This window comes from Phyllobacterium sp. UNC302MFCol5.2 (assembly GCF_000686005.1).
Taxonomy (GTDB): domain Bacteria; phylum Pseudomonadota; class Alphaproteobacteria; order Rhizobiales; family Rhizobiaceae; genus Phyllobacterium; species Phyllobacterium pellucidum.
Genome location: NZ_JMLL01000015.1, coordinates 174857 through 196185, shown reverse-complemented (window position 1 = coordinate 196185; position 21329 = coordinate 174857). Strand labels below are relative to the sequence as shown.

At 59.9% G+C, this 21329-nt stretch carries 17 protein-coding genes; 15 read left to right on the top strand and 2 right to left on the bottom strand.

What is annotated here, in order from left to right; genetic code table 11:
• Positions 1-15 precede the first annotated feature (15 nt).
• The 6 genes from virB11 to BR48_RS0120235 all read left to right on the top strand — a co-directional run bounded on the left by virB11 (position 16) and on the right by BR48_RS0120235 (position 6323).
• The gene (virB11, locus tag BR48_RS25110; protein WP_081815966.1) at positions 16-1113 is read left to right on the top strand and encodes a P-type DNA transfer ATPase VirB11; all 1098 of its coding nucleotides are present in this window, start codon (positions 16-18) and stop codon (positions 1111-1113) included.
• Positions 1110-1781, top strand: coding sequence for a lytic transglycosylase domain-containing protein (locus BR48_RS0120260; protein ID WP_027232982.1), 672 nt, complete (start codon positions 1110-1112; stop codon positions 1779-1781). Before virB11 ends, BR48_RS0120260 begins: the two co-directional genes overlap by 4 nt.
• Before the next feature lie 5 nt (positions 1782-1786).
• Complete coding sequence (locus BR48_RS0120255) at positions 1787-2086, top strand: TrbC/VirB2 family protein (RefSeq protein ID WP_027232981.1); 300 nt, start codon at positions 1787-1789, stop codon at positions 2084-2086.
• Positions 2087-2235: 149 nt separating this feature from the next.
• A complete protein-coding gene (locus BR48_RS0120250) occupies positions 2236-2535 on the top strand; it encodes a VirB3 family type IV secretion system protein (RefSeq protein ID WP_027232980.1) in 300 nt (99 codons plus the stop codon).
• Complete coding sequence (locus BR48_RS0120245) at positions 2532-4961, top strand: VirB4 family type IV secretion system protein (protein WP_027232979.1); 2430 nt, start codon at positions 2532-2534, stop codon at positions 4959-4961. Before BR48_RS0120250 ends, BR48_RS0120245 begins: the two co-directional genes overlap by 4 nt.
• A 198-nt stretch (positions 4962-5159) precedes the next feature.
• A complete protein-coding gene (locus tag BR48_RS0120235) occupies positions 5160-6323 on the top strand; it encodes a type IV secretion system protein (protein ID WP_027232978.1) in 1164 nt (387 codons plus the stop codon).
• Between the two features lie 5 nt (positions 6324-6328).
• On the opposite strand, the gene BR48_RS0120230 is transcribed toward BR48_RS0120235, so the two are convergent.
• Both BR48_RS0120230 and BR48_RS0120225 read right to left on the bottom strand, forming a co-directional pair.
• Positions 6329-7549, bottom strand: a complete 1221-nt coding sequence (locus tag BR48_RS0120230) for a glycosyltransferase family 4 protein (RefSeq protein ID WP_027232977.1) — start codon at positions 7547-7549, stop codon at positions 6329-6331.
• 71 nt (positions 7550-7620) lie between these two features.
• A complete protein-coding gene (locus tag BR48_RS0120225; RefSeq protein ID WP_027232976.1) occupies positions 7621-8190 on the bottom strand; it encodes a MarR family transcriptional regulator in 570 nt (189 codons plus the stop codon).
• Positions 8191-8388: 198 nt separating this feature from the next.
• On the opposite strand from BR48_RS0120225, the gene BR48_RS0120220 reads away from it, so the two are divergent.
• From BR48_RS0120220 to BR48_RS0120180, 9 genes are all read left to right on the top strand, one after another.
• Positions 8389-10158, top strand: a complete 1770-nt coding sequence (locus BR48_RS0120220; protein ID WP_027232975.1) for a type I secretion system permease/ATPase — start codon at positions 8389-8391, stop codon at positions 10156-10158.
• On the top strand, positions 10158-11573 hold the full coding sequence (locus tag BR48_RS0120215) for an HlyD family type I secretion periplasmic adaptor subunit (protein ID WP_027232974.1): 1416 nt from the start codon (positions 10158-10160) through the stop codon (positions 11571-11573). The genes BR48_RS0120220 and BR48_RS0120215 overlap by 1 nt, the downstream gene beginning before the upstream one ends.
• A 292-nt stretch (positions 11574-11865) precedes the next feature.
• A complete protein-coding gene (locus tag BR48_RS0120210) occupies positions 11866-12525 on the top strand; it encodes a calcium-binding protein (protein ID WP_027232973.1) in 660 nt (219 codons plus the stop codon).
• Positions 12526-12597: 72 nt separating this feature from the next.
• Positions 12598-14859, top strand: a complete 2262-nt coding sequence (locus BR48_RS0120205; RefSeq protein ID WP_027232972.1) for a glycosyltransferase — start codon at positions 12598-12600, stop codon at positions 14857-14859.
• 71 nt (positions 14860-14930) lie between these two features.
• Positions 14931-15701 carry a class I SAM-dependent methyltransferase gene (locus BR48_RS0120200; protein ID WP_244533010.1) on the top strand — a complete coding sequence of 257 codons (771 nt, stop codon included), beginning with the start codon at positions 14931-14933 and terminating at the stop codon, positions 15699-15701.
• The gene (locus BR48_RS0120195) at positions 15698-16954 is read left to right on the top strand and encodes a glycosyltransferase family 4 protein (protein ID WP_036815049.1); all 1257 of its coding nucleotides are present in this window, start codon (positions 15698-15700) and stop codon (positions 16952-16954) included. The genes BR48_RS0120200 and BR48_RS0120195 overlap by 4 nt, the downstream gene beginning before the upstream one ends.
• An 11-nt stretch (positions 16955-16965) precedes the next feature.
• Positions 16966-17742 carry a hypothetical protein gene (locus tag BR48_RS0120190; RefSeq protein WP_027232969.1) on the top strand — a complete coding sequence of 259 codons (777 nt, stop codon included), beginning with the start codon at positions 16966-16968 and terminating at the stop codon, positions 17740-17742.
• Between the two features lie 16 nt (positions 17743-17758).
• Positions 17759-19996 carry a hypothetical protein gene (locus tag BR48_RS0120185; RefSeq protein ID WP_027232968.1) on the top strand — a complete coding sequence of 746 codons (2238 nt, stop codon included), beginning with the start codon at positions 17759-17761 and terminating at the stop codon, positions 19994-19996.
• Positions 19997-21325, top strand: coding sequence for a glycosyltransferase family 4 protein (locus tag BR48_RS0120180; protein WP_027232967.1), 1329 nt, complete (start codon positions 19997-19999; stop codon positions 21323-21325).
• The last annotated feature ends 4 nt before the right edge of the window (positions 21326-21329 follow it).

Below are 21329 nucleotides of genomic sequence, written 5' to 3'. Positions count from 1 at the left end.
CGGAGGTGGTCTGCGATGAGTTACGCTGCCTCACTCTCCGATCTCATCGAACTCGCCTTCGCACCGCTGCGCGTGTTTCTGCAGTCTCCCGATGTCGTCGAAATCTGCATCAATGAACCGGGAATCGCCTTCGTCGAACGGGTAGGTCAGCCGGGCATGATGCGCTACGTCATGCCCGAGCTGACAGCGGAGCGGATGCGGTTCATGGCTGAGCGGGTCGCCGCTGCAAGCCACCAGTTCATCAACGAGGAAGAGCCGATTCTTTCGGCGTCCCTGCCCGATGGCGCTCGCGTCCAGGTGGTGCTGCCGCCGGCGGCACCAAAGGGCGGCGCTATCGTCATTCGCCGTCAGGTGACACGCCAACTCGTCCTCGACGATTATGCGGCCTCAGGGGCACTTCGCTCGACCCTTGTCACCGACAGTGCCTATCAATTGACCGATGATGAAACGCTGCTTTGCGACCTGATTGCGCGCGGCAACATCGAGTCTTTCTTGCGCGAAGCCGTGTGCCGGCGCGTATCGATGCTGATTTCGGGTGGTACCGGTTCGGGCAAGACTACCTTTCTTAACGCGCTGATGCAGGAGATTCCGGATTACGAACGCCTGATCACGATTGAAGACACGCCGGAACTGACGCCGCCGCAGGAAAACCACGTCAGCCTTATTGCGACGCGTGGCAACCAGAACGTCGCCCGCGTCGATCCGCGCCATCTGGTTGAAGCATCGCTGCGCATGCGGCCAGACCGGCTGCTGCTTGGCGAAATCCGCGGCGGCGAGGCGATCGACTTCCTGCAGGCCATCAACACCGGCCACCCCGGTTCGCTATCGACGGTGCATGCGAATTCGCCGAGCGCCGCCTATACGCGTCTCGCATTGCTCGTCATGCAGGGCAGCGGCGGCGGGCTTGGCCTTACGAAGGTCGAGATCGTCGAGATGTTGCGGGCGACGGTTCCGCTCGTGGTCCAGCTTGGCCGGCGCGATGGGCGGCCGGGTGTCGTTACCGAAATCTTTTACGATCCGTTCGTGCGCTCCGGACGGCAAAGACCAGCTGCCTATAACGACTTTTCGAAAATGCAGGAGCCCGGCGTCGTTCCGCTGGGGCGCAAGCAATGAACCGGATTTGTCTCCTGCTGACGTCCTTCGCCGTGATGGCCGCCGGGTCGGTGGGCCTGGCGCCTGCTGAAGATGAGCCGGTCAAGGTGACTGTCATCGAGGATGCGGCGCCGGTCAATCCGCCCAGTGCGACGATTGCCGCGAAACCTGCCGGTTGCGATTTCAGCAAGGTGCCGGATGCAAAACAGGGCGAAATCATCATCCGCAAAATAGCGGACGAAGAAGCGTTCGACCTCGACTTCCTCCTCGCCATTGCAAGGCAGGAAAGCGGCTTTCGCATGAATGCCGTTTCGAGCGCGGGCGCCGTGGGCCTGATGCAACTGATGCCTGCCACGGCGAAGCGCTTCAGCGTCGATATCTGCGACCCGGAAGACAATGTCCGCGGAGCGGTACGGTACCTGCGCTTCCTGCAGAAGCGTTACCAGAATCCGCTTTACGTGCTCGCCGCCTATAATGCCGGTGAGGGCGCCGTAGACCAAAATCGCGGCATACCGCTCTATCCCGAAACCGTTCGCTATGTGTCGGCCATTCTTACCGATCTCTACGGGTGGAAATCGCTTGGAGTGCCAGCATCCGACGGCGAAAAGCGGACGGCGGGCAAGAAGAACGAGGGCCAACCTGCCAAGCCGGAGGAATGGACTCAAGGATTTGTATTACATGTGGAGTAGTCAGAATGTTTAATAGATTGCGCATTTCCGGGGCTGCATTGGCTCTGTCACTTACATTTTTTGCCGGCGAAGCCTTCGCACAGTCCAGCCTGCAGCCGGTATCGTCTGTTCTGCAGACGATGATCAACATTCTGACGGGGCCGATCGCGTCGATGCTGGCCATTCTTGCCGTCATAAGCTGCGGCTTCCTTGCCTGGACCGGCCGGTTTACCTGGGGCATTGCCGGCTCCGTCATCATGGGCATCGTCCTGGTTTTCGGATCGACACAGATCGTATCGTTCTTTCAGGGCGCATTAGGCCACTAGGACTGGGGCAGGATCGGCCCGTCCGATCGGAGACTTAAAGTGACGAGAGCAAGGTTGGATGTGCAGGTCCGCATCTTCGGTGTGGACAGGCGGCAGCGTGCTAGATCTGCATTTGCGATTGCGGCCGGCTTCGCCGGAAAGGGTATGAGATGACTGAGGAAGCGCCGGACATGATCCCGTTGGTCAAGGCATTGACGCGCGCACCTACCCTGTTCGGCGTGCCGTATATGTATGCCATGTTCAATATGGTAGTGACGGCGGTCATCTTTCTGGCGACGAAGAGCCTGTTCACGCTCTTCCTCGTGCTCCCTATCCACAGTTTCGGCTATTTCCTGACACTGCGCGACGAGCAGATATTCAACATTTTGCGGGTCAAGGCCGCCAAGACACCGCCGCAGTCCACCACCCTCTGGGGTGTCAAAAGCTACGCGCCGGGAGATCCGACATGATGTCGCGCGCTGTCCGCAAGGAAATGCGCTACGGCGCCCAGGCGACGCGCGAACGCTCCGTCGCCGCCCACGTGCCCTATACGCGCCATGTGGACGATACCACCTTGCGCACCAAGGACGGACTGCTCCTGAGCGTGCTCAAGGTCGAGGGCTTCTGCTTCGAAACCGCCGATATGGCGCAGATCAACGGCAAGCTCGAAGGGCGCAACACCATCCTGCGCACGCTCGGCAACAGCCGGTATGCCGTCTATGGCCACATGATCCGGCGGCGACTCGAACCGAAGCTCGACGGCGAGTTTACCAACCCCTTCGCCGACGAATTGAACCGCCGCTATATGGCGCAGCTCGAGCAGCGGCGCATGTTCGTCAACGAGATGTACATCACCATCGTCCGGCGGCCGCTGCGCGGCCAGGTGGGCATGATTGAAACCATCGCCAAGGGCATTTTCGCGCGCGGCGGCAAGGGCCAACCCAAGGGCGCGCGGCAGGGCGAAGCCGAGGAATTGCGCGAACTGCGCGATGCCGTCCTCGGTGTGCGCGAGGTCCTGCAAGATTATCAGGTCAAGCTCCTCGGCATCCGCGAGACGGAACCTGGCGTTTTCTATTCCGAGCCGCTCGAATTCCTCGTCCAGATTTTGAACGGGATTGAGCCGGTCAAGATGCGTCTGCCCCGCATGCCGCTCGACGGCGCGCTGGCGATGAAGCGCCTGCATTTCGGCCGCAATGCCGTCGAGTTCGTCGGCGCGACGCCCCCTGCCGATTCCCGCCTCGGCGCCATGCTGTCGGTGCGCGAATATCCTTCCTATACGGGTCCCCTCCTCCTTGATGGCCTGTTGAAGGTGCCGCACGAATTCATCGTCAGCCAAAGTTTTTCCATCATCGACAAGCCGGTTGCACAAAACCAGATCGAGCGCGTTTCGCGCCAGATCGCCATGGCTGACGAAGCCGGCTCCATCATCGGCAACCAGCTTGTCGGCGCGCGAGACGAACTTTTGAGCTCGCGTTCCATCTATGGCGAGCACCATCTGTCGATTATGTGCCTCGGCAACGACAAGGCCGAACTCGACCGCTGCATTCGTTCGGTCGGCGCGACGCTCACGGACCAGTCCATCATCTGGTTGCGGGAAGATCTGAATTGCGAGGCGGCATTCTGGGCGCAGCTTCCGGGGAACTTCTCCTATCAGGCGCGCTCGGCGATGATCTCGTCGAAGAATTTTGCCGGGTTCCTTTCCTTGCATAATTTCCCTGGCGGCAAGCGCGACGGCAACCATTGGGGCAGCGCTATCTCGCTTCTGGAGACAACCAGCCAGAGCGCCTATTTCTTCAATTTCCACGTGCGTGACCTCGGCAATTTCACCATGGTCGGTCCGTCGGGATCGGGCAAGACCGTTGCCCTCTCTTTCCTGATGGCCCAGTCGCAGCGCATCAAGCCGACACCCCGCTGCATCTTCTTCGACAAGGACCGCGGCGGCGAGATCTTCATCCGCGCGCTTGGCGGCACTTACGAGATACTGCAGCCGGGCGAGCCGACGGGGTTCAATCCCCTGCAGCTCAGCGATATCGGTCCCAATCGTGAATTCCTGTTCCAGCTGTTTTCGCTGATGCTGCGACGGCCCGACGGACAGCCCTTGCCGGCGAGCGAAGAAAGCGTCATCCGCTCGGCAATCGCCCAGATTCTTACGACGACCCCTGAGGGAAGATCATTGCCGGCCTTTGCCACCCTGCTGCGAGGACGTATTCGCGCCGGCGAGAACGATCTGCTGGCGCGCTTCGAAAAATGGCTGCGGCCGGACCAGGTCGGCTGGCTGTTCAACAATCCCGTCGATCGCTTCACCTGGTCTGATGTCGCGGGCTTCGACATGACCAAGATCCTCGACGATCCGCTGACCCGCAGCGCGGCGTTGATGTACATCTTCCACCGGCTCGACGAACTCCTCGACGGGACGCCGATCCAGATCTTCCTCGATGAAGGCTGGCGGCTTTTGGAGGACCCGGTGTTTGCGGCCTTCATCAGGGACAAGATGAAGACGATTCGAAAGTTCAACGGAATCATCGGCTTCGGCACGCAGAGCACATCGGATATCGTCAATTCGAACATCGCCCATACGCTGATCGAGCAGAGTGCGACGCATATTTTCTTCCCCAATCCACGCGCCGACCTCGAAAGTCATGCCGGTGGGCTCGGCCTCTCGGCGCGCGAAATGCAGTGGATCAAGTCGACGGATCCGGCAAGCCGCTGCTTTCTGATCAAGCACGGACAGGAATCGGTCATCGCCCGCCTGCGCCTAACGGAAATGGACGACCTCCTCAAGGTTCTTTCGGGACGGGCGGAGACAATACTGGAACTGAATGCCCTCAGGGAGAAGCTCGGCGACGATCCCAAGCAATGGTTGCCCGCCTTTTGCGGGCAAGGAGTAAAGGTGTGAGAGTAACTTGTGTATGCGTAATTCTGCTTGCCACATTGCTTGCTTCAGGCTGTGCGAGCCGGCAGAAATTGAAGACTCCGTGTGATTTGCCTGCATCCGCGCTGTCGTTCGGACCGGTCGATGACTGCGGGCCGCTGCTGCCGGTCAACGAAGCGCTGACGAATATCATCGTCCAGCAGCCACTATAGGACGGGCCGCATGGAGCCAAATTTCATTGCTGCCCTGTCATCCAACATTGATGCGCTCGGCAAGAGTTTCACGGCAACCACCTACGGCGTTCTCGCCGCCTATATGACGCCGGTGCTCAGCGGGCTGATGGTACTCTACCTCGTGTTCTGGGGCTTTCAGTTCTGGCAGGGGCGCGGCGACACGAATGTCGTTACGGCTGCCTTCCGCATGCTTCGGCTCGCGGTGATCTTTTTTCTTGCCACCAGCTGGGGGCCGTTCCAGGTTGCGGTCTATCAGGTTGTGACCATGGCGCCGCTTTTTGTCAGCAACAATGTGATGCTCAACAACATCGTCAATCCGGATACCGGCAAGGCGATGACAGTCGGGACAGTGGCAACCGATATTTCGACGATCTATTCGATTGCTGTCCGGGCGTCGGTGAAGATCGAACGGGAAGCGACGGCGTCGCAAGCCGCCGCTCCGGAAGTCTTAGGGCCAGACGGCAAGCCCGTCCCAGGAGCCCAACCTGCCACGCCGGCGCGCAAGCCGCCGACGAACCCGCTCGAGACAGTGCTGACGACCTCGTTGCAGTCGGCAATTGTCTGGATTTCCGCGGCGCTCTTCGTCGGTTATGCGATGTTCCTGATGTTGTTCGCCAAGATGGCGCTATGGGTCATGCTGGCGCTGGCACCGATCTTCATCATCCTGCTGATGTTCAAGATACCGTCGCGCTTCTTCTCCGGCTGGCTGACGGGTACGCTCCAGGCCATGCTGGTCCCGATCTTCCTCAGCACTTTCCTGAGCTTCTATATACTCGGCGTCCGCGCCAACATCATGGTGCTGTTCAAGGCCGTGAGCAATCCCGATACGCCGCTGATGATCAAGGACGTGGCGCCTTTTGTCCTGATCTGTTTTGCTGGCGTGTTTCTCATGGCGCAGATCGTGCCCTTTGCGGGGCGCATTGCGACAAGCACGCAGGAATGGATCAGCGATGCCTTCGGCAGCGATCGCGTCGTTCGCATTGTTACCAATATGGTGGGCGGTGGCCGGCGCGGCGGCGGCGGAATAGCCGGACCGGCTGGCGGCGCTTATGGCTCGGGCGGTGGCCAGATTGCCGGTGGTTCGGCGGATACAAGCCTGCGTGACGTTCAGGACCGCAATGCCGCAATCAACCGGCAGACCAGGAATAGATAGCGGCCTCAGTTGCCCTGCAAGACCGTATTGATCAGGGCCTTTTGCCGACCGATGCAGTCGATCAGCCTAAAATTGCGCTCGATGGTGCGCCGCGCTGCAACGCGCAATGGCATGAATTTCTCCGGCGCCTTGAGAACGTCGAGGATCGTGCCGGCGAGTGCGTCGGTGTCGTAAAAGGGAACGAGCAGACCGTTCTGTCCCGAGCGGATCACCTCCTGGACGGGTGCTGTGTCGGAACCGATGATCAACGCGCCGCATGACATGGCTTCTATAACCGACCAGGAAAGGACGAAGGGGTAGGTCAGATAGATATGCGCCGCCGAGACCTGGTAGAGCTTGCGCAAAAGATCGTGCGAGATGGCGCCGGGAAAGACGATGCGGTCCGCCGGGATATCGTGCTCGGCCATGAGCTTCTCTTTCCACGAACCGCCTCCCGGCGGAGGGGCGCCATAGCTGACGCCATCACCACCGACAAAGACGAAAATGGCATCAGGATTGCTGCGGATGACTTTTGCCGCCGCGGCGAGCGCCTGAGGAAATCCCCTGTAGGGCTCGAGATCACGCGAAACGAATGTGACGATGGGCGGATCGCCGGGTTTTAGCACGCGCCCATCTGGAAACTTCAGCGTCGCATTGCGGTCGGGACGAAATCGCTGCGTGTCGACGCCTTCATGGCACACGGCTATCCGCCGTTGGGCCGGCGCCGGATAAAGGCTCTTTTGCCAGCGGGTCGGACTCACCCCGCCATCGATCGCCTCAAGCGTGAGAAGCTGCGCCACATTGCGCAGCCGCAAGCGCTTTCGGGTATCGAGATCGGGAATGTCATCAGGCGCAAACCCGACGTCAGCGCCTTCAGCGCGATAGAAGAATTCGCAATAGCCGATGGCTGGAACCTGCGGCAGAACATCCTTGACGAACATCATGCTACCCCAGCCGATGTGACCGATGACGATATCCGGCCGCTCGCCGTGGCGAACCATCGCGTCGAGGGTTTCCGCGACGCGATGGCCGATGCGGACATGGTGATCCGGGATGCCGAGGTGCCGCGCCATCTGGCTGTCAGCCCGGGGACCGGGCTCGACGCGATGCCGAATGACGCGGACCGATGGAATACGCCGGTCGACAGATTCACTGATCAGGCTGACATCGTGGCCAGTTTCGGCAAGGTGGGAGGCCAATGCCGCAAACTGCCCGAATCCACGCCGATGAACGAATGCCACATGCATGACGTCAGAAACGGTCCCAAGAGGAACAGCGATGGTTGCCTGACGTTTGGTTGGGATCGCTCAAAGGCAAATCATAGTCCGTAACGCGTGGCATTGCCCCAAACCAGTTCGAGTCGATGCAAGGTTTGGAAGGCGATTTCCAGGTTGCGGAGGTCTTCTGCGTCCCGTGCGAGCAATCGGTTGTAGGTTCCGCCCGCGTTGCGCAGATCGGCACATAATTGCTCGCCCTTTTCAGTCAGTCTGATACGCGCCGAGCGCTTGTCCCGCTGCGAAGCAACCCTGTCGATATAGCCCCCGTCAGCCAGTTGCTTCAGATAGTATGAGATATTGGAACCGACATAGTGGCCGCGATCCAGGAGTTCTCCAACCGAAAGTTCGACATCCCCTATCGCCAAAAGAACCATCGCCTGAGCCGGCCCCACATCTTCGATTCCGAGTTTCGTCATCTCATTGCGCAGCACGCCAGCAAAGCGACGATTGACGCGTTCTATCATACGCGCCAGTTCGAAGTGTGTGACGACAACCGCATGGTTTGCGGCCTTCGCCTTCTTGTTGTCGGCTGATATTTCAGGGAAATCGGCGGCCGCGAAGCCGTCGATAGATGTTTCGACTTCCACTCCTTCGTGTAGAAGTTTTTGTATCATCCTTCTCTCCTAGTCAATTTTACTTCAAATTTTGAAGTAAGTTACAAGTATGTTTTCGGGTCTCCCTCATTGATTTCCCCACCAAAAGAACTTTTTTCTGTCACATTCTCTGCAGTAATACTCTATAAGTCTATTGCATTAGACTGACGCCCCAGGGCTAACCAAAGGCTGTGTCATTTCCAAGGCAGATCACATATGACAGATACTCGTCAAATCAATCCAAATGGCAAGAGCCATGCTGGTAAAAAAGCGCTTTCGGCGGCGAGCGCCGAGCCAAAAGCGCTGGTTTTACGGGCCCGTAGGATATTCATGGCGGGCCTGCTTTATGCCGCTCTGCTCAGTGCCTGCATCAGCCTTTTGCAACTTACAGTACCCTTGTACATGCTACAGGTGCATGACAGGGTCCTGAACAGCCAGAGCAAGGACACGCTGGTCATGCTCACCATCCTGGCGGTGGGCGCTCTTATCGTTTTCGGCGTTCTCGAGTTCATTCGCGCCATGTCCTTCCAGGCGATGGGCAGCGCGCTTGTGCGCCGGCTGAACCTTCCGGTTCTATCGGCTGCGGTCGAGGCTTCGATCGACCAGGGCCTGCCAAAGGCGACGCAGTCACTCCGTGATCTGACAGAATTGCGGAGCTTTTTGACCTCTTCGGCGGTCAGTGCGCCGCTTGATGCGGCCTGGTCGCCGATTTTCCTTGCTGCGCTTTTCCTCATGCACCCGGTCTACGGCATCATCGGCGTCATCGCTGTGATTGTCCTTGTCTGCTGCGGCGTCATCACCGATCTCATGACCCGCAGCCTCGTCAAGGATGCAAACCAGGCGAATATCGAAGCCATTTCGAAGATCGGCTCCACGCTCCGCCATGCCGAGGTAATTGAGGCCATGGGCATGTTGCCCGCCCTCGCCCGCCGCTGGCGTTCGCTGCAGATGAATGCGATCGGCCTCCTCGATCTCGGCGGCAGCCGCAGCCGCGCCATGGCGACAATCGCGCGCACCATGCGCTTCATGGTCCAGATCGCCGTGCTCGCCGCAGGTACGCTCCTTGCAATGGATCGCCAGATTACGCCGGGTGCGATGATCGCCGCCAGTATCCTCGTCGGAAGGTTGCTGCTCCCCTTCGACCATGTCGTCGATAACTGGCGCCTTTGGGTGCAGGCCGTCGGCAACTGGCAACGCATTCAGTCGCTGCTGTCGCAGAATCTTGCGGTGCGGCAGACGATGCCCACCCCGCGCCCGCACGGTGACCTTGTCATCGACAAGCTCGTCTATGCCGCGCCGGGTGTCGACGTGCCGATCATCAAGGGTATTTCTTTCTCGCTTTCCCCAGGCGAAGTGCTCGGCATTGTCGGACCTTCGGCGGCCGGCAAGTCCACTCTGGCGCGCTTGCTCATCGGTATCGTGCGGCCGACTGCCGGCGGCGTCTTCCTCGACGGCAACAATGTTTATCTCTGGGAGCGCGGCTCCTTCGGCGAGATCGCCGGCTATCTGCCGCAATCTGTCGCGCTCCTTGAAGGAACGATTCGCGACAACATCGCCCGCATGACCGATAGCGAGCCGCAGCGCGTGCTTGAGGCGGCTCGCCTTGCTGACGTGCATGAGATGATCGGGCGTCTGCCGCTCGGCTATGACACGCCGGTCGGCGATGGCCGCCTGACGCTTTCGGGCGGACAGCGGCAGCGCATCGGCCTTGCCCGTTGCCTTTATAACAACCCGAGGCTGATCGTTCTCGATGAACCAAACGCCAATCTCGATTCGGTCGGCGAGCGAGCGCTAATGCGGGCGATCGAACAAGCGCGTGACGATGGCGCCATCGTCATCATGATCGCGCATCGACCGACAATCATGCAGGTGGCCGACAAACTTCTGGTTCTTGAAAACGGCCGGATCACCCAGTTCGGGCCGCGTACGGATGTGGTCGCATCGATTACGCCGGTCAATTCGAAGATGGGGGCTGCCGGAGCATGATTGACAAGATCAAGAAGAATTTGCCGGCTCGCGCCGACGCTTCGCTTCCGATGAAAACGGTCGGCAGTCAACTCGCGGCGCACCGGCCGATCGCCAGACCTGTCTGGTATACGGAACTCGAACATGATTCCGACCACCCGCCGCTGCGACGGCTGATTATCGCAGGGGTCCTGACCATTACCATAGCCTTCGGCGGCTTCTTCGGCTGGGCCTATTCGGCCGAACTCGGCAGTGCCGCGGTGGCCATTGGCAGCGTCATCGTCGATTCGAAGCGCAAGACGGTGAGCCACCTCGAGGGTGGCATACTGGACCGCGTTCTTGTGCAGGAAGGCGATGAGGTAAAAGTCGGCCAGCCGCTGATCAGGCTCGATGATACGCGCGCACGCTCGGATCTGCAGTCGCTGCAGAGCCGCCGCGTCGGTCTTATCGCCAAGCTTGCACGCCTGCGCGCCGAACAAGCCGGCAACACCGAAATTACGTTCCCTGCCAATTTCGGCGAGGTGGGCGATATTTCCGCCGACAGTGCAAAGAAGGCCGAGCAGGTCTTCTTCACCAAGCGCCAGACGCAAAAAGAGAGCAAGATCGATATTCAGAAGAAGACGATCGAGCAATATACGGAACAGGCAAAGGCGCTCGACGTCCAGACCAGGGCGACCGATCGGCAGATCGAACTGATCGACGAACAGCGCAAGGCCATTGCAAGTCTGGTCGCCAAGGGATTTGCCCAGCGCTCGAAACTCATCGAGATCGACACGCGTCTCAGCGAGCTTGCGGGGGATCGCGGCGAGTATGCGGGTGACAAGGCCAAGGCGGAACAGGCCAAGGCCGGCGCAGAATTTGCGCTCACCGGCATAGAAAGCGACATGCAGGCGGAGATCGCCGGCGAAATAACCACGAGCCAGGTCGAACTCGCTGATGTCGAAGAACGCATCGTTGCGGCGAAGGATGTAATGCGCCGCGTAGAGATCAAGTCGCCTCAGGCAGGTATCGTTGCCAATATCCGATTGCGCACGCCTGGCGGCGTCGTCGCTGCCGGCGAGCCGCTCCTTGATATCGTGCCGGAAAACGAGCCGCTCGTCGTCGAGATGAAGATCGGCCCGCGCGATATCGATAGCGTGACGGTCGGCTCTCCGGCTCAAGTTCGGCTCACGGCCTACAACCAGCGTGCCCAGGCTCCACTGGACGGAAAAATCACCTATCTTGCCGCCGACCAGCTCGTCGACGAAAAGACGGACGCTGCCTACTTTGTCGCGCGCGCCGAAATCACGCCGCAATCGCTTGCGGCCAATCCGCAGGTGAAGCTCTATCCCGGCATGCCCGCCGAGGTCGTCATCGTCCACAAGTCGCGTAAGGCCATCGAGTACATAACCTCTCCGATTGCCGACAGCTTTAATAGGGCGTTCCGCGAGGATTGAGGGGCGATTGGCCCCTTATTTCCCTATGTTTCTAGATTACTTCAAATTTAGAAATAAAGTATTTCCAATTAATATCCATATCCAAAGTAGTATCTCGTAAAATATAAATTACTTTCACGAATTATTACATGTCATAATACATTCGTGTAATAAATTGTTACTATGTGTTGCCACATTTATATTCCATGACTAGGTTGCATTTCGATTTGGTGCAGTGCACAATCGTTAAAGCATAAACGTCGGAACAGCTCCGGCATTTTGTAAACTCAAAGCAGGACAGAAGGAGAAGCAGATGGCCACTTTAGAAGGCGGCGCCTACGACGACGTTTTGTTTGGCTCGCGTTTCGACGACTTCATCCGCGCCCATGGCGGTGATGATGTTGTCTTTGGCGGAAATGGTCATGACACGATTTTTGGTGATGAGGGGGACGATCTCCTGTTCGGCGACAAGGGCGATGATGCTCTGTTCGGCGGCGAGGGAACGGACGTTCTGTTCGGTGGAAATGGTGATGACGTCCTGAGCGGCGGCAACGGCGATGACGTTCTCTTCGGCGACAAGGGCGACGATGTCCTCCAGGGTGGAGCAGGCAACGATACGCTGTTTGGTGGTGCGGGGAGCGACGTTCTTCTCGGCGGCGCCGGAAATGACTTCATTGCAGGTGGCGCTGGCGATGACGTCCTTATCGGTGGTGCCGGTAACGACGTGTTCCAGTTCACCGGTGGTGGCGGCAACGATGTCGTGCTCGATTTTACCCCTGGGGAAGACATCCTCCAGATCTCCAGCGGTATCAACGGCCAGGACATCCATTCCGCAGACGACCTCGCGTCGCGCGTTACCCAGGTCGGCAACAATGTTGTCGTGGACCTCGGTCATGGCGATTCCGTCACGCTGGTCAACACCAGCTCGGAAGACGTGCAGGCTCATCCGGACAACTATTTCACCGTTCATTGATCGTGAAATCAAATTGCGCGCTCCGCTCCATGCGGGGCGCGTTCCTTCCGCTATGAATGAAAGGGCCGTGTATTGAACCTCGACCATTCGACGGACATTGAAGGCGATACTGAGAGTATTTTTGTCTCCCGGCTCTGCGCGGACATTGCTGTCCTGATCTGGGATCTGCCCGGCGCAATGCGGGCGTCAACCAAATGCGTGCTTGAATCGAAGGAACAGCCTGTTCCTCTGGTCAGCCTCAATATTCCTCTTGAAACCGGCGGGCACCGCGTCCTTTGGGCCATGCGCACCAAGGACGAACCGATTGGCCTGACGCTTTCCGCGGGTTCGCTTGGGCCGACAGAACAGACGCTGCTTTATCCGGCGGCCGAGCTGCCGCATCTCGACGTCGATCGGGCGGTTAACAACCTTTCGGCAGCGGGCCATATCAAGCTGCTCACAAATCTCCTTAGCACCTGGCGCAGCATGTTCCGGCTCTCGCAGAATCAGGTCTTTGCCAGCGTGGTGCGTGAAGTCGCGCTAGCGCTCGCCCCCGAGCCGCGCAAGATTCGCGTTTGTGCGCAACCGCTCGAGGGCCAGCATCTGCTTGAGACGGCAATCGATCCCGAACTTGGCGACGTTACCTCGATCTATGCGATCGGCTCCAATTCAGTTTCAGCTTTGCCTTCGAAGTTTGTCATCGGCTCCCGCGTCCGCAAGGGCTGGCAACCATGCCACTTGCTCGTTGAGTCGGCGAAAACACTTCCGCAATCCTTCCATATCATTCTCACCGGCAAGAACGGCGTCGCCATTCGCGAGTTGACGGATCGGGAGGCTGCCCCCGGCGATTTCCAGAAGTGGTGGAGCAAGAACCAGGCACATCCCGAGCTCCGCGAGTTCCTCGTGCGCCAGCTTGCCCAAATTCCCGCTGCAGGCATTGCAACGGCGATCGACATGCAGATGCGCATGCCGCTGACAGCCAAGCAGATCGCCAAGTCGCAGACTCATCCCGCCGCTGAGATCGACCTTGCCCTTGCGCTCAATGGCGGCTTGCTCGTTGGCGGCTGGACGCATGATCCTTCCTCCATGCTTGCAGGTATCGAATATCTGACCGAAGAAGGCCGCATCCTTCCGCTCAAGCCTAATTTCTACAAGTTCGCAGGCAAGACCGAGGCGCGCGAAGACGGGTTGGGCGCGGATGTCACCGGGTTTGTCGCCTGGGTGCCGCAAACCTCCTCTGCGGGTCCGGTGCTGCAGCCGCGATTCCAGATGCGGCTGACTTCCGGGGCGACTGCACCGCTTATTCCGCCGCTGCAGCCATTCGAGCCCGCAGCGCAGCGCAACCGGATCCTGCGCGCCGTTCCGCCGCAGCATGCGCGCAGTGAAGTCTTCGAGAATATCCTGGCACCTGCCCTCACCGAGGTCGAGCGCAAGCTCGGCAAGACGGTTCGCATCGCCGATACGAAGGAGTTCGGCGTGATGCCGGCTGCCCCCCTCGTTTCGATCGTTGTACCGCTCTATCGCAACCTGGACTTCCTGCGTTTCCAGCTTTCCGCGATGGCGACCGATCCTTGGCTCGTTGCCAAGGCGGAACTCATCTACGTTCTCGATTCGCCCGAAATCCAGGAGGATACGGAGCACCTTCTCGGCGGCCTGCATCTGCTCCACGGCCTGCCGATGAAGCTCGCGATCATGAACCGCAATGGCGGCTATGCCCGCGCCTGCAATGCCGGCGCTAGCCTTGCAAGCGGCACCGTGCTCGTCATGCTGAATTCCGACGTCGTGCCAACCGAAGCAGGCTGGCTCGGGCCGCTGGTCGAGCCCTTGCTCGAAGAAAAGAAGCTCGGCGCCATCGGTCCGAAGCTGCTCTTCGAGGATGGGTCGCTGCAGCACGCCGGGCTCTATTTCGCCCCGGACCGGCGCAATGTCTGGCTCAACCACCATTTCCACAAGGGCATGCCCGGCAATTATGCGCCGGCACAGATTGCGCGCACTGTCCCGGCGGTGACGGGCGCCTGTCTCGTCACCCGCAAGGATATTTACGATCTCGTCGGCGGATTTACCGAGGACTATATCATCGGTGACTACGAAGACAGCGATCTGTGCATGAAGATCCGCCAGATCGGCTTCCAGATTGCCTATCAGCCGGCGGTTTCGCTTTACCATTTCGAGCGGCGCTCGATCCGCCGCAGCCCGGACTACATGCGCGGGCTGGCCAGCCAGTACAATTCCTGGCTGCACACAAAGCGCTGGAACAAAGATATCACCGAATTGATGACGACTTACGTTGACGAGGCTGCGGACGAAACCGTGACCGACTTCGTCGCCGAGAAGTCGAAAAGGAGTGCAGCTTGAACGAGGTAATCGCACTGAAGCAGGCTCGGGCCGAGCGTCACCTCCCCTTCAACGAAGATCATGTCCGCTGGTTGACGGATGCCGTGTTGCGCAACCGCTTCCTGCCGCGCCCTGATCCTGACAGCATCTTTGTCGGCGATGGCGATTTCCAGGCTGTGGGCGCCGAATTTCTTGGCCACTTCATTCGCATGGGCGGCCTGCAGCCGCAAAGCCGCATACTCGACATCGGCTGCGGCATCGGGCGCATGGCGGTCCCGCTCACGCAATATCTTGACGGCGATAGTGGAAGCTATTGCGGCATGGACCCCGTTGCCGGGGGTATCAACTGGTGCCAGCGCATGGTCAGTCCCGCCTACCCGAACTTCGAGTTCCGTCAGGTGGATATCGCCCACTCGCTCTATAATCCGAAGGGCGAGATCAACGGTCTCGAACTGAAGCTGCCTTACGACAGCCGCCAGTTCGATTTCATCATCATGACTTCGGTTGTCACCCATCTGCCCGACGAAGAAGTCACCGCCTATCTCCGCGAAGTCGAACGCGTGCTTGCTCCTGGCGGGCGCGTTTTCATGACTGCATTCGTCGTCGATCAGTCCGCACAAGAAAACAGATCGAAGAAGCGTGACGCGCGTCTCGGGTTCCAGCGCTATGACGAAGGTCCGTGCTGGTTCGTGCCGGAAATGCCGCCGCTTGCGGCGGTTGGCTTCGATGATGGCTTCCTCGATCGCGCATTGACCCGTGCCGGGCTTTCGGTCGTTACGAAATCGCTTGGTCATTGGCGCGGCGTGCCCGCCGACCACTACCAGGACGTCTTCATCGCAGAATACAGGGAGGACGGCCGATGACGCGCGTTCTCGTTGCTGCCCACAACCATCCGGCCCTTCATCCGGGAGGGACCGAAATCTTTGCACACGATCTTTTTCGCGCCTACCAGAGGGCCGGCTGTGAGGCCTTGTTTCTCGGCGCCACCAACCAGATCCATCGTCAGGAGCGCCCGGGCACGAGCTTCCAGAGCATCGGCTCGAGTGGCGACGAGGTCCTGTTGTGGTCCGGCCATTTCGACCGGTTCTTCATGAGTCAGATCGACCTTTACGGCGTCGTTCCGGATATTGTTGAACTCTTGCAGGATTTCCGCCCCGATATCGTGCACCTGCATCACCTGTTGCTGCTCGGCGCAGAATTTCCGCACATCGTCCGCCGTACGCTGCCGGACTGCCGGATCGTCATGACCCTGCATGACTACTATCCGATCTGCCACCACGACGGTCTGATGGTCCGAACGAAGGAAAAGGAACTCTGCTACGGCGCAAGCCCCGACCGTTGCCATGCCTGTTTCAAGGATATTCCGCTTGATAAGTTCGTCCTGCGCGAGCGCCATCTGAAATCTCTCCTGAGCGTTGTCGATGGCTACGTCGCTCCGAGCGCCTTCCTCAGGCAGCGCTATGTCGAGTGGGGCCTGCCGGAAGAGAGGATCAGCCTTATTCCGAACGGCCAGCCCGAACGCCCGGCTCCGGCGCAGACTGACGCGCCTGCACGTCGCAAGCCGGTATTTGGATATTTCGGCAATCTGAACCCATGGAAGGGCGGCACGGTCCTGCTCGAAGCGGCCAAGCAACTCATTGCCGAAGGTCTCGATTTCGAGGTGCGGGTTCACGGCGCCGCTCCCTTCCAGAGCGAAAATTTCGTCGAGTCGATCGACAAGCTGTTCGCCGAAACCGCGCCGGTGGTGCAACGGCGGGGAGCCTACCGCCGCGACGACATTGCTGGCCTGATCCGTGCCGTGGATTGCATGGTCATGCCGTCGATCTGGTGGGAAAATGCGCCCCTGGTCATCCAGGAAGCCCAAGGCCAGAACTGCCCTGTCATTACCAGTAATATTGGCGGCATGGCCGAGATGATCGAGGACGGCGTCAACGGCCTGACTGTTCCGCCGAATGACCCGACGGCGCTGGCCGCAGCCATGCGGCGTATCGTGGAGGACCCGGATCTACGCGAGATCCTGAGCCATGGGGCGCGTCACCCCGAAACCATCGACACGACAGCACTGCGCTATCTCGCACTCATCGAGAGCCTGCGTCCTGCGCGTGTCGCAGCCTAGAGGAGTACACCATGTCCATCGTGACAAAAGTGGCGCCGCAGGCTCCAGCGCAAGCTCAAGCCGCTCCAAGCGCCACGCCTGAACAGGATAATAGCCAGCAGGGCATCAAGGGCCGTGTCGACGCAATCGACAACAGCCGGCTCTTTGGCTGGGCCTTCGATCCGGCAACGCCCGCCAATCGCCTGACCATCCGCGTGCTTTTGGACGGCAAGCCGATCGCCGAGGCGGTCGCCGACCGCGACCGGCCGGACTTGAAGCGCAACGGCATCGGCGATGGCCTTCACGCCTTCGACGTGATGTTGCCGGAATTTGCGGTACGGCGCGCCGGCGAACTTAGCGTTGTCGCCCTTACGACTGCCGGCAAGCAGCATCCGCTGCGCGTGCCGCGCCCCGATGAACAGGCTGCTGAGGCGTTGATTGCGGCGCCGATGACGCGGATCCTCGACAAGCTCGACGTGCTGATGGCGTCGCAGCGCCAGCTTCAGGTCAATCAGCGCTCGATCCAGCGCCACGCGACGACGGTCATCGACGGTGCCGGCAACAGCCCGACGGTCGATCTCGTTGATATCAGCGGTTCAATTGAGACGCTGCGCGGCGACATCAACCAGCGCCTGACCGAACTCGACGTTCACCTCATGCGTATGGACGGTGTGGTTGCTGGTCTCGAGACTCGCATCGAATCGCTGCAGAAGCGTTCGGGCGGCGAGGCCAAACCGTTGCTTCTGCTGCTGTTCACTCTGGTTGGCATCGCGGCCGGCGCCGCCGTCGCGATGTTTGCCTTTTCTTGAGATCATGGAGTAGCAAGTGCTTCCCGACGAAAAAGAACATACGCCGGCGTCCCGATCCGGCAAAGCGCCCGAACGTCACCCGATGGTGATGGAAGGCGAGATGGTGGTCGGATGCCCTATTGATGACACGCTCATTCTCGTTCTCGGCATTGGTGGTCTGACCTCCGAACAGGTCACGGTATTCCTGAACGGTGATCCGGCGATGAGCCTGAAAGTGCCGCTTGTCAGCTGGCACCTGAAGGAGCCCTCGCCTGCCGGTACCCATGGCTTCGTCGCCATCGTGCCGACGAATATCCTACGCCGCCGATCGCTGAAGACTGTGCTCTTCCAGCACAAGGCGCAGGCGACACGCTATGCCTTTGCAGGGCGCGCCGCCGCCATCGGCGACCTCGTCGCCATGGTGACCGACCTTGCGGGCGCTGATCTGCCCGTCGTTATCGACGGCCTTGTGGAAGGCCTCATATCCGGTCCGATCGGCCGCAAGAAACTTTCGGCGATCACCGCTCTGCTGCAGGCAGGCGCGCGCTCGGATGGCTGTGTCGAACTTATCGGCGGCAGCGATGAAGGCGAAATCTTCGTCCAGGGATGGGCGCAGGACCTGACGCCTTCGGTGACCCGTCTCCTGATCAGCGGCAAAACCCCTTCGATCGCCGAATGCTCGATCAGTGTTTTCGCCCGCCCGGATCTTCAGGACCAGGCATCGGGATTTGCGGGTCTGCTCCTTGCCAGCGAAGCGGTCGAGCCGAATGATATCGAGCGGTTGCTGTTCCGCGGACGTCGCGGATGGCGCTTCACCGAAGTTTATGACCGCCGTGTCATCGCTGGCAACCGCGAGACGCCCGGCCACGTCCGGGCGATCCTGCCGCGTGTTCGCAGTTCGACGGAGATCCTCCTGCGTATGCGCTCCGCCGCCAACCGCTTCGACGGCGCCGAGACGGTTTCCAGCCTGCCATTTCCCGTGCGCATGGGCATCGACAACGCCTACCGCGTCGAGGGAAGCGGTCTTTTGATCGCGGGCTGGCTGCTTGATCCCGACAGTCACGTCGAAGCGGTCAAGTTGCGGCGGCATCGCGGCGAAGCGCAGCTCGACGGCAACTGGACGCGCATCGACCGGCCTGACGTTACCCGCGGCTTCGACAACCAGCCGCCGTTCAATGCAGGCCTCAACCCGAACCGGCATGCTCACGGCTTTGTTGCTTTTGCACCGGAGCTCGAGGGCGATAGTACGGCGCCGTTCTATCTCGAACTTACTTTGAGCGATACGCGCCGTGCCTTCATGCCACTGACGCCGACCCGCATCACCTCGCGCGATGCCGTTGTCCGGCAGATCCGTGCTATCGATCCGAATGCCTGGGCGCTGCGTCATATCGTCGATCAGCAGCTCGTACCTCTGCTGCGCGTCGTCAGCCGCCCGGCACCCGAAATCTTCGGTGTTGTCGATGTCGGCGCCTTCGAGGAAGCCGAAGGACCGGCCATTGTCATCGGCGTCGACGAACGCGTTGAGGAAATCGCACCGCTCCTGACGCTTCTTGCGCTCGACCCTGAAACGCGCCGTGCGCCGATCGTTATTGCCGCTGCAGCGGAACTGATCGATCGTATTGGCGTCCATGTGCGCCGGCTGGCCAATTTCTACGGCTTGCGCCTGCGGCTCGTGTCGGCGAGCGGGTCGGAAGACCTTTACGATGCGCTCGAAGTCGGCGCACGCGCCGTATCGACCGAGACCGTGGTGTTCCTCGCCGCGTCGCTGTTGCCGCGCAACAATGGCTGGTTCCACAAGCTGCTTGCGGCCTATCATGACCGCGAGGCCTGCGTGCTGTCGCCGACCCTTGCCTATGAGGATGATTCCATCCGCTGGGCAGGAACCTGGGTTGCCGGCTCACAGTCCGACCGGGCGCTCATCAGCCGCTATGCCGGCTACCCGATCGATGCCGTCACCGGCATGGGCACGACGGAAGTCGCCACGGCCACCTTCGAATGCTGCGTTCTGCCGAGGGACGCTCTCTTTTCCGTGGGTGGATTCACCCGCGGCTATCTCGGCACGCATGAGAAGGGCCTCGATCTCGGCCTCAAACTCAAGCAGTCCGGCCTCAAGTCCTATTGGCTGCCTTCGGCGCAGATGCTCGGAACGGACGACATATCCGTCTCCGACAAGGCTTCGACGATTGCCTTGATCGAGCGCATCGACCGCCAGGTATTCGATTCCCGCTGGGCTAAGATTCTAACGAAAGATGGCATGCCATCGGAGGTCAAATAGATGTCTGAACAACTTCGGGTACTCGTGGTCTCTCACGCCCACCCGAGCATTTCCCTGGGCGGCGCAGAAATCGCCTCCTATAATCTTCACAAGGGTCTGAATACGCTTCCGGGCGTCCAGTCCGTCTATCTCGCGCGCGCCGGCCATCCGATCCCGCGCCATGGAACGACGGCCTTAATGAGCCTTAGGCGCAGCAGCGACGAGATCCTGTTTCACGCCGATGAATACGATCACTTCTATCTCTCCAACAACAATACAGACGAGATCCGCCGCGATCTCCTGCGCTTCGTTGGTGACCTCAATCCCCATGTGGTGCACTTCCACCATGTCCTTGGTCTTGGACTTGAGGCGCTTTACGCAATTCGCGAGGCGCTGCCCGATACGGCGATCCTCGTCACGTTCCATGAGTTCCTGTCGATCTGCCACAATCACGGGCAGATGGTGAAGGCGGGATCGGCCAAGCTTTGCAACGAGGCCTCCCCCATTGATTGCCACGGCTGCTTCCCCGACATTCCGCCGGCGCGCTTCCTCAAGCGCGAGCGCTTCGTCCGCGGCATGCTCGAACTCGCCGACGGGTTCGTTTCCCCAAGCATGTTCCTTGCGCGCAAATATGCCGAATGGGGCCTTGATCCCGAAAAACTCAGCGTGATCGAAAACGGCATCTTCATTGATGGTGTGACGCCGCCACGCGAACTGACCGGACCGAAGCCGCGACGCGGCCGCTTTGCCTATTTCGGCCAGATGACGCCATTCAAGGGCGTCGACGTGCTGATCGACGCGGTTTCGCGTGTACCTGAAGACGTATGGGGCGAGGATTCGCGCCTGATGATTTTCGGCGGCAATCTCGAAAAGCAGCCGCGCGATTTCCAGGATCGCATGGAAAAGCTCATCGAGGACGCAGGATCGCGCGTGCGCTTCTACGGTGCCTACCAGAATTCGGAAATGCCGCGCCTGATGCAGTCGGTCGACTGGGTGGTCATGCCTTCGGTGTGGTGGGAAAATTCCCCCATCGTCATTCAGGAGGCGCTGCACCATCGCCGGCCGATTATCTGCTCCAATATCGGCGGCATGGCCGAAAAGGTCCGCGACGGCGAGGATGGTCTGCATTTCCGCGTCCGCAGCGCCGAAGACCTTGCCGACCGCTTCACCGAGGTTCTCAGCGACCAGACGATCTGGGAGCGCCTGCACCAAACTATCCGCCAACCGACCAACCACATCGAGTGTGCCGAGGCGCACCTGGAACTCTATGAACGACTACTGAAATCGACACGCAACCAACCGATAAATGTCACGACAAATGCGGACATCGTTCTCTCGCAAGCGAGTTGACGCT

Excerpts from the sequence above, each read along its gene's own strand:
- virB11 (WP_081815966.1), top strand. The coding sequence starts at position 16 with ATGAGTTACGCTGCCTCACTCTCCGATCTCATCGAACTCGCCTTCGCA.
- BR48_RS0120260 (WP_027232982.1), top strand. The coding sequence starts at position 1,110 with ATGAACCGGATTTGTCTCCTGCTGACGTCCTTCGCCGTGATGGCCGCC.
- BR48_RS0120255 (WP_027232981.1), top strand. The coding sequence starts at position 1,787 with ATGTTTAATAGATTGCGCATTTCCGGGGCTGCATTGGCTCTGTCACTT.
- BR48_RS0120250 (WP_027232980.1), top strand. The coding sequence starts at position 2,236 with ATGACTGAGGAAGCGCCGGACATGATCCCGTTGGTCAAGGCATTGACG.
- BR48_RS0120245 (WP_027232979.1), top strand. The coding sequence starts at position 2,532 with ATGATGTCGCGCGCTGTCCGCAAGGAAATGCGCTACGGCGCCCAGGCG.
- BR48_RS0120235 (WP_027232978.1), top strand. The coding sequence starts at position 5,160 with ATGGAGCCAAATTTCATTGCTGCCCTGTCATCCAACATTGATGCGCTC.
- BR48_RS0120230 (WP_027232977.1), bottom strand. The coding sequence starts at position 7,549 with ATGCATGTGGCATTCGTTCATCGGCGTGGATTCGGGCAGTTTGCGGCA.
- BR48_RS0120220 (WP_027232975.1), top strand. The coding sequence starts at position 8,389 with ATGACAGATACTCGTCAAATCAATCCAAATGGCAAGAGCCATGCTGGT.
- BR48_RS0120210 (WP_027232973.1), top strand. The coding sequence starts at position 11,866 with ATGGCCACTTTAGAAGGCGGCGCCTACGACGACGTTTTGTTTGGCTCG.
- BR48_RS0120195 (WP_036815049.1), top strand. The coding sequence starts at position 15,698 with ATGACGCGCGTTCTCGTTGCTGCCCACAACCATCCGGCCCTTCATCCG.
- BR48_RS0120190 (WP_027232969.1), top strand. The coding sequence starts at position 16,966 with ATGTCCATCGTGACAAAAGTGGCGCCGCAGGCTCCAGCGCAAGCTCAA.
- BR48_RS0120180 (WP_027232967.1), top strand. The coding sequence starts at position 19,997 with ATGTCTGAACAACTTCGGGTACTCGTGGTCTCTCACGCCCACCCGAGC.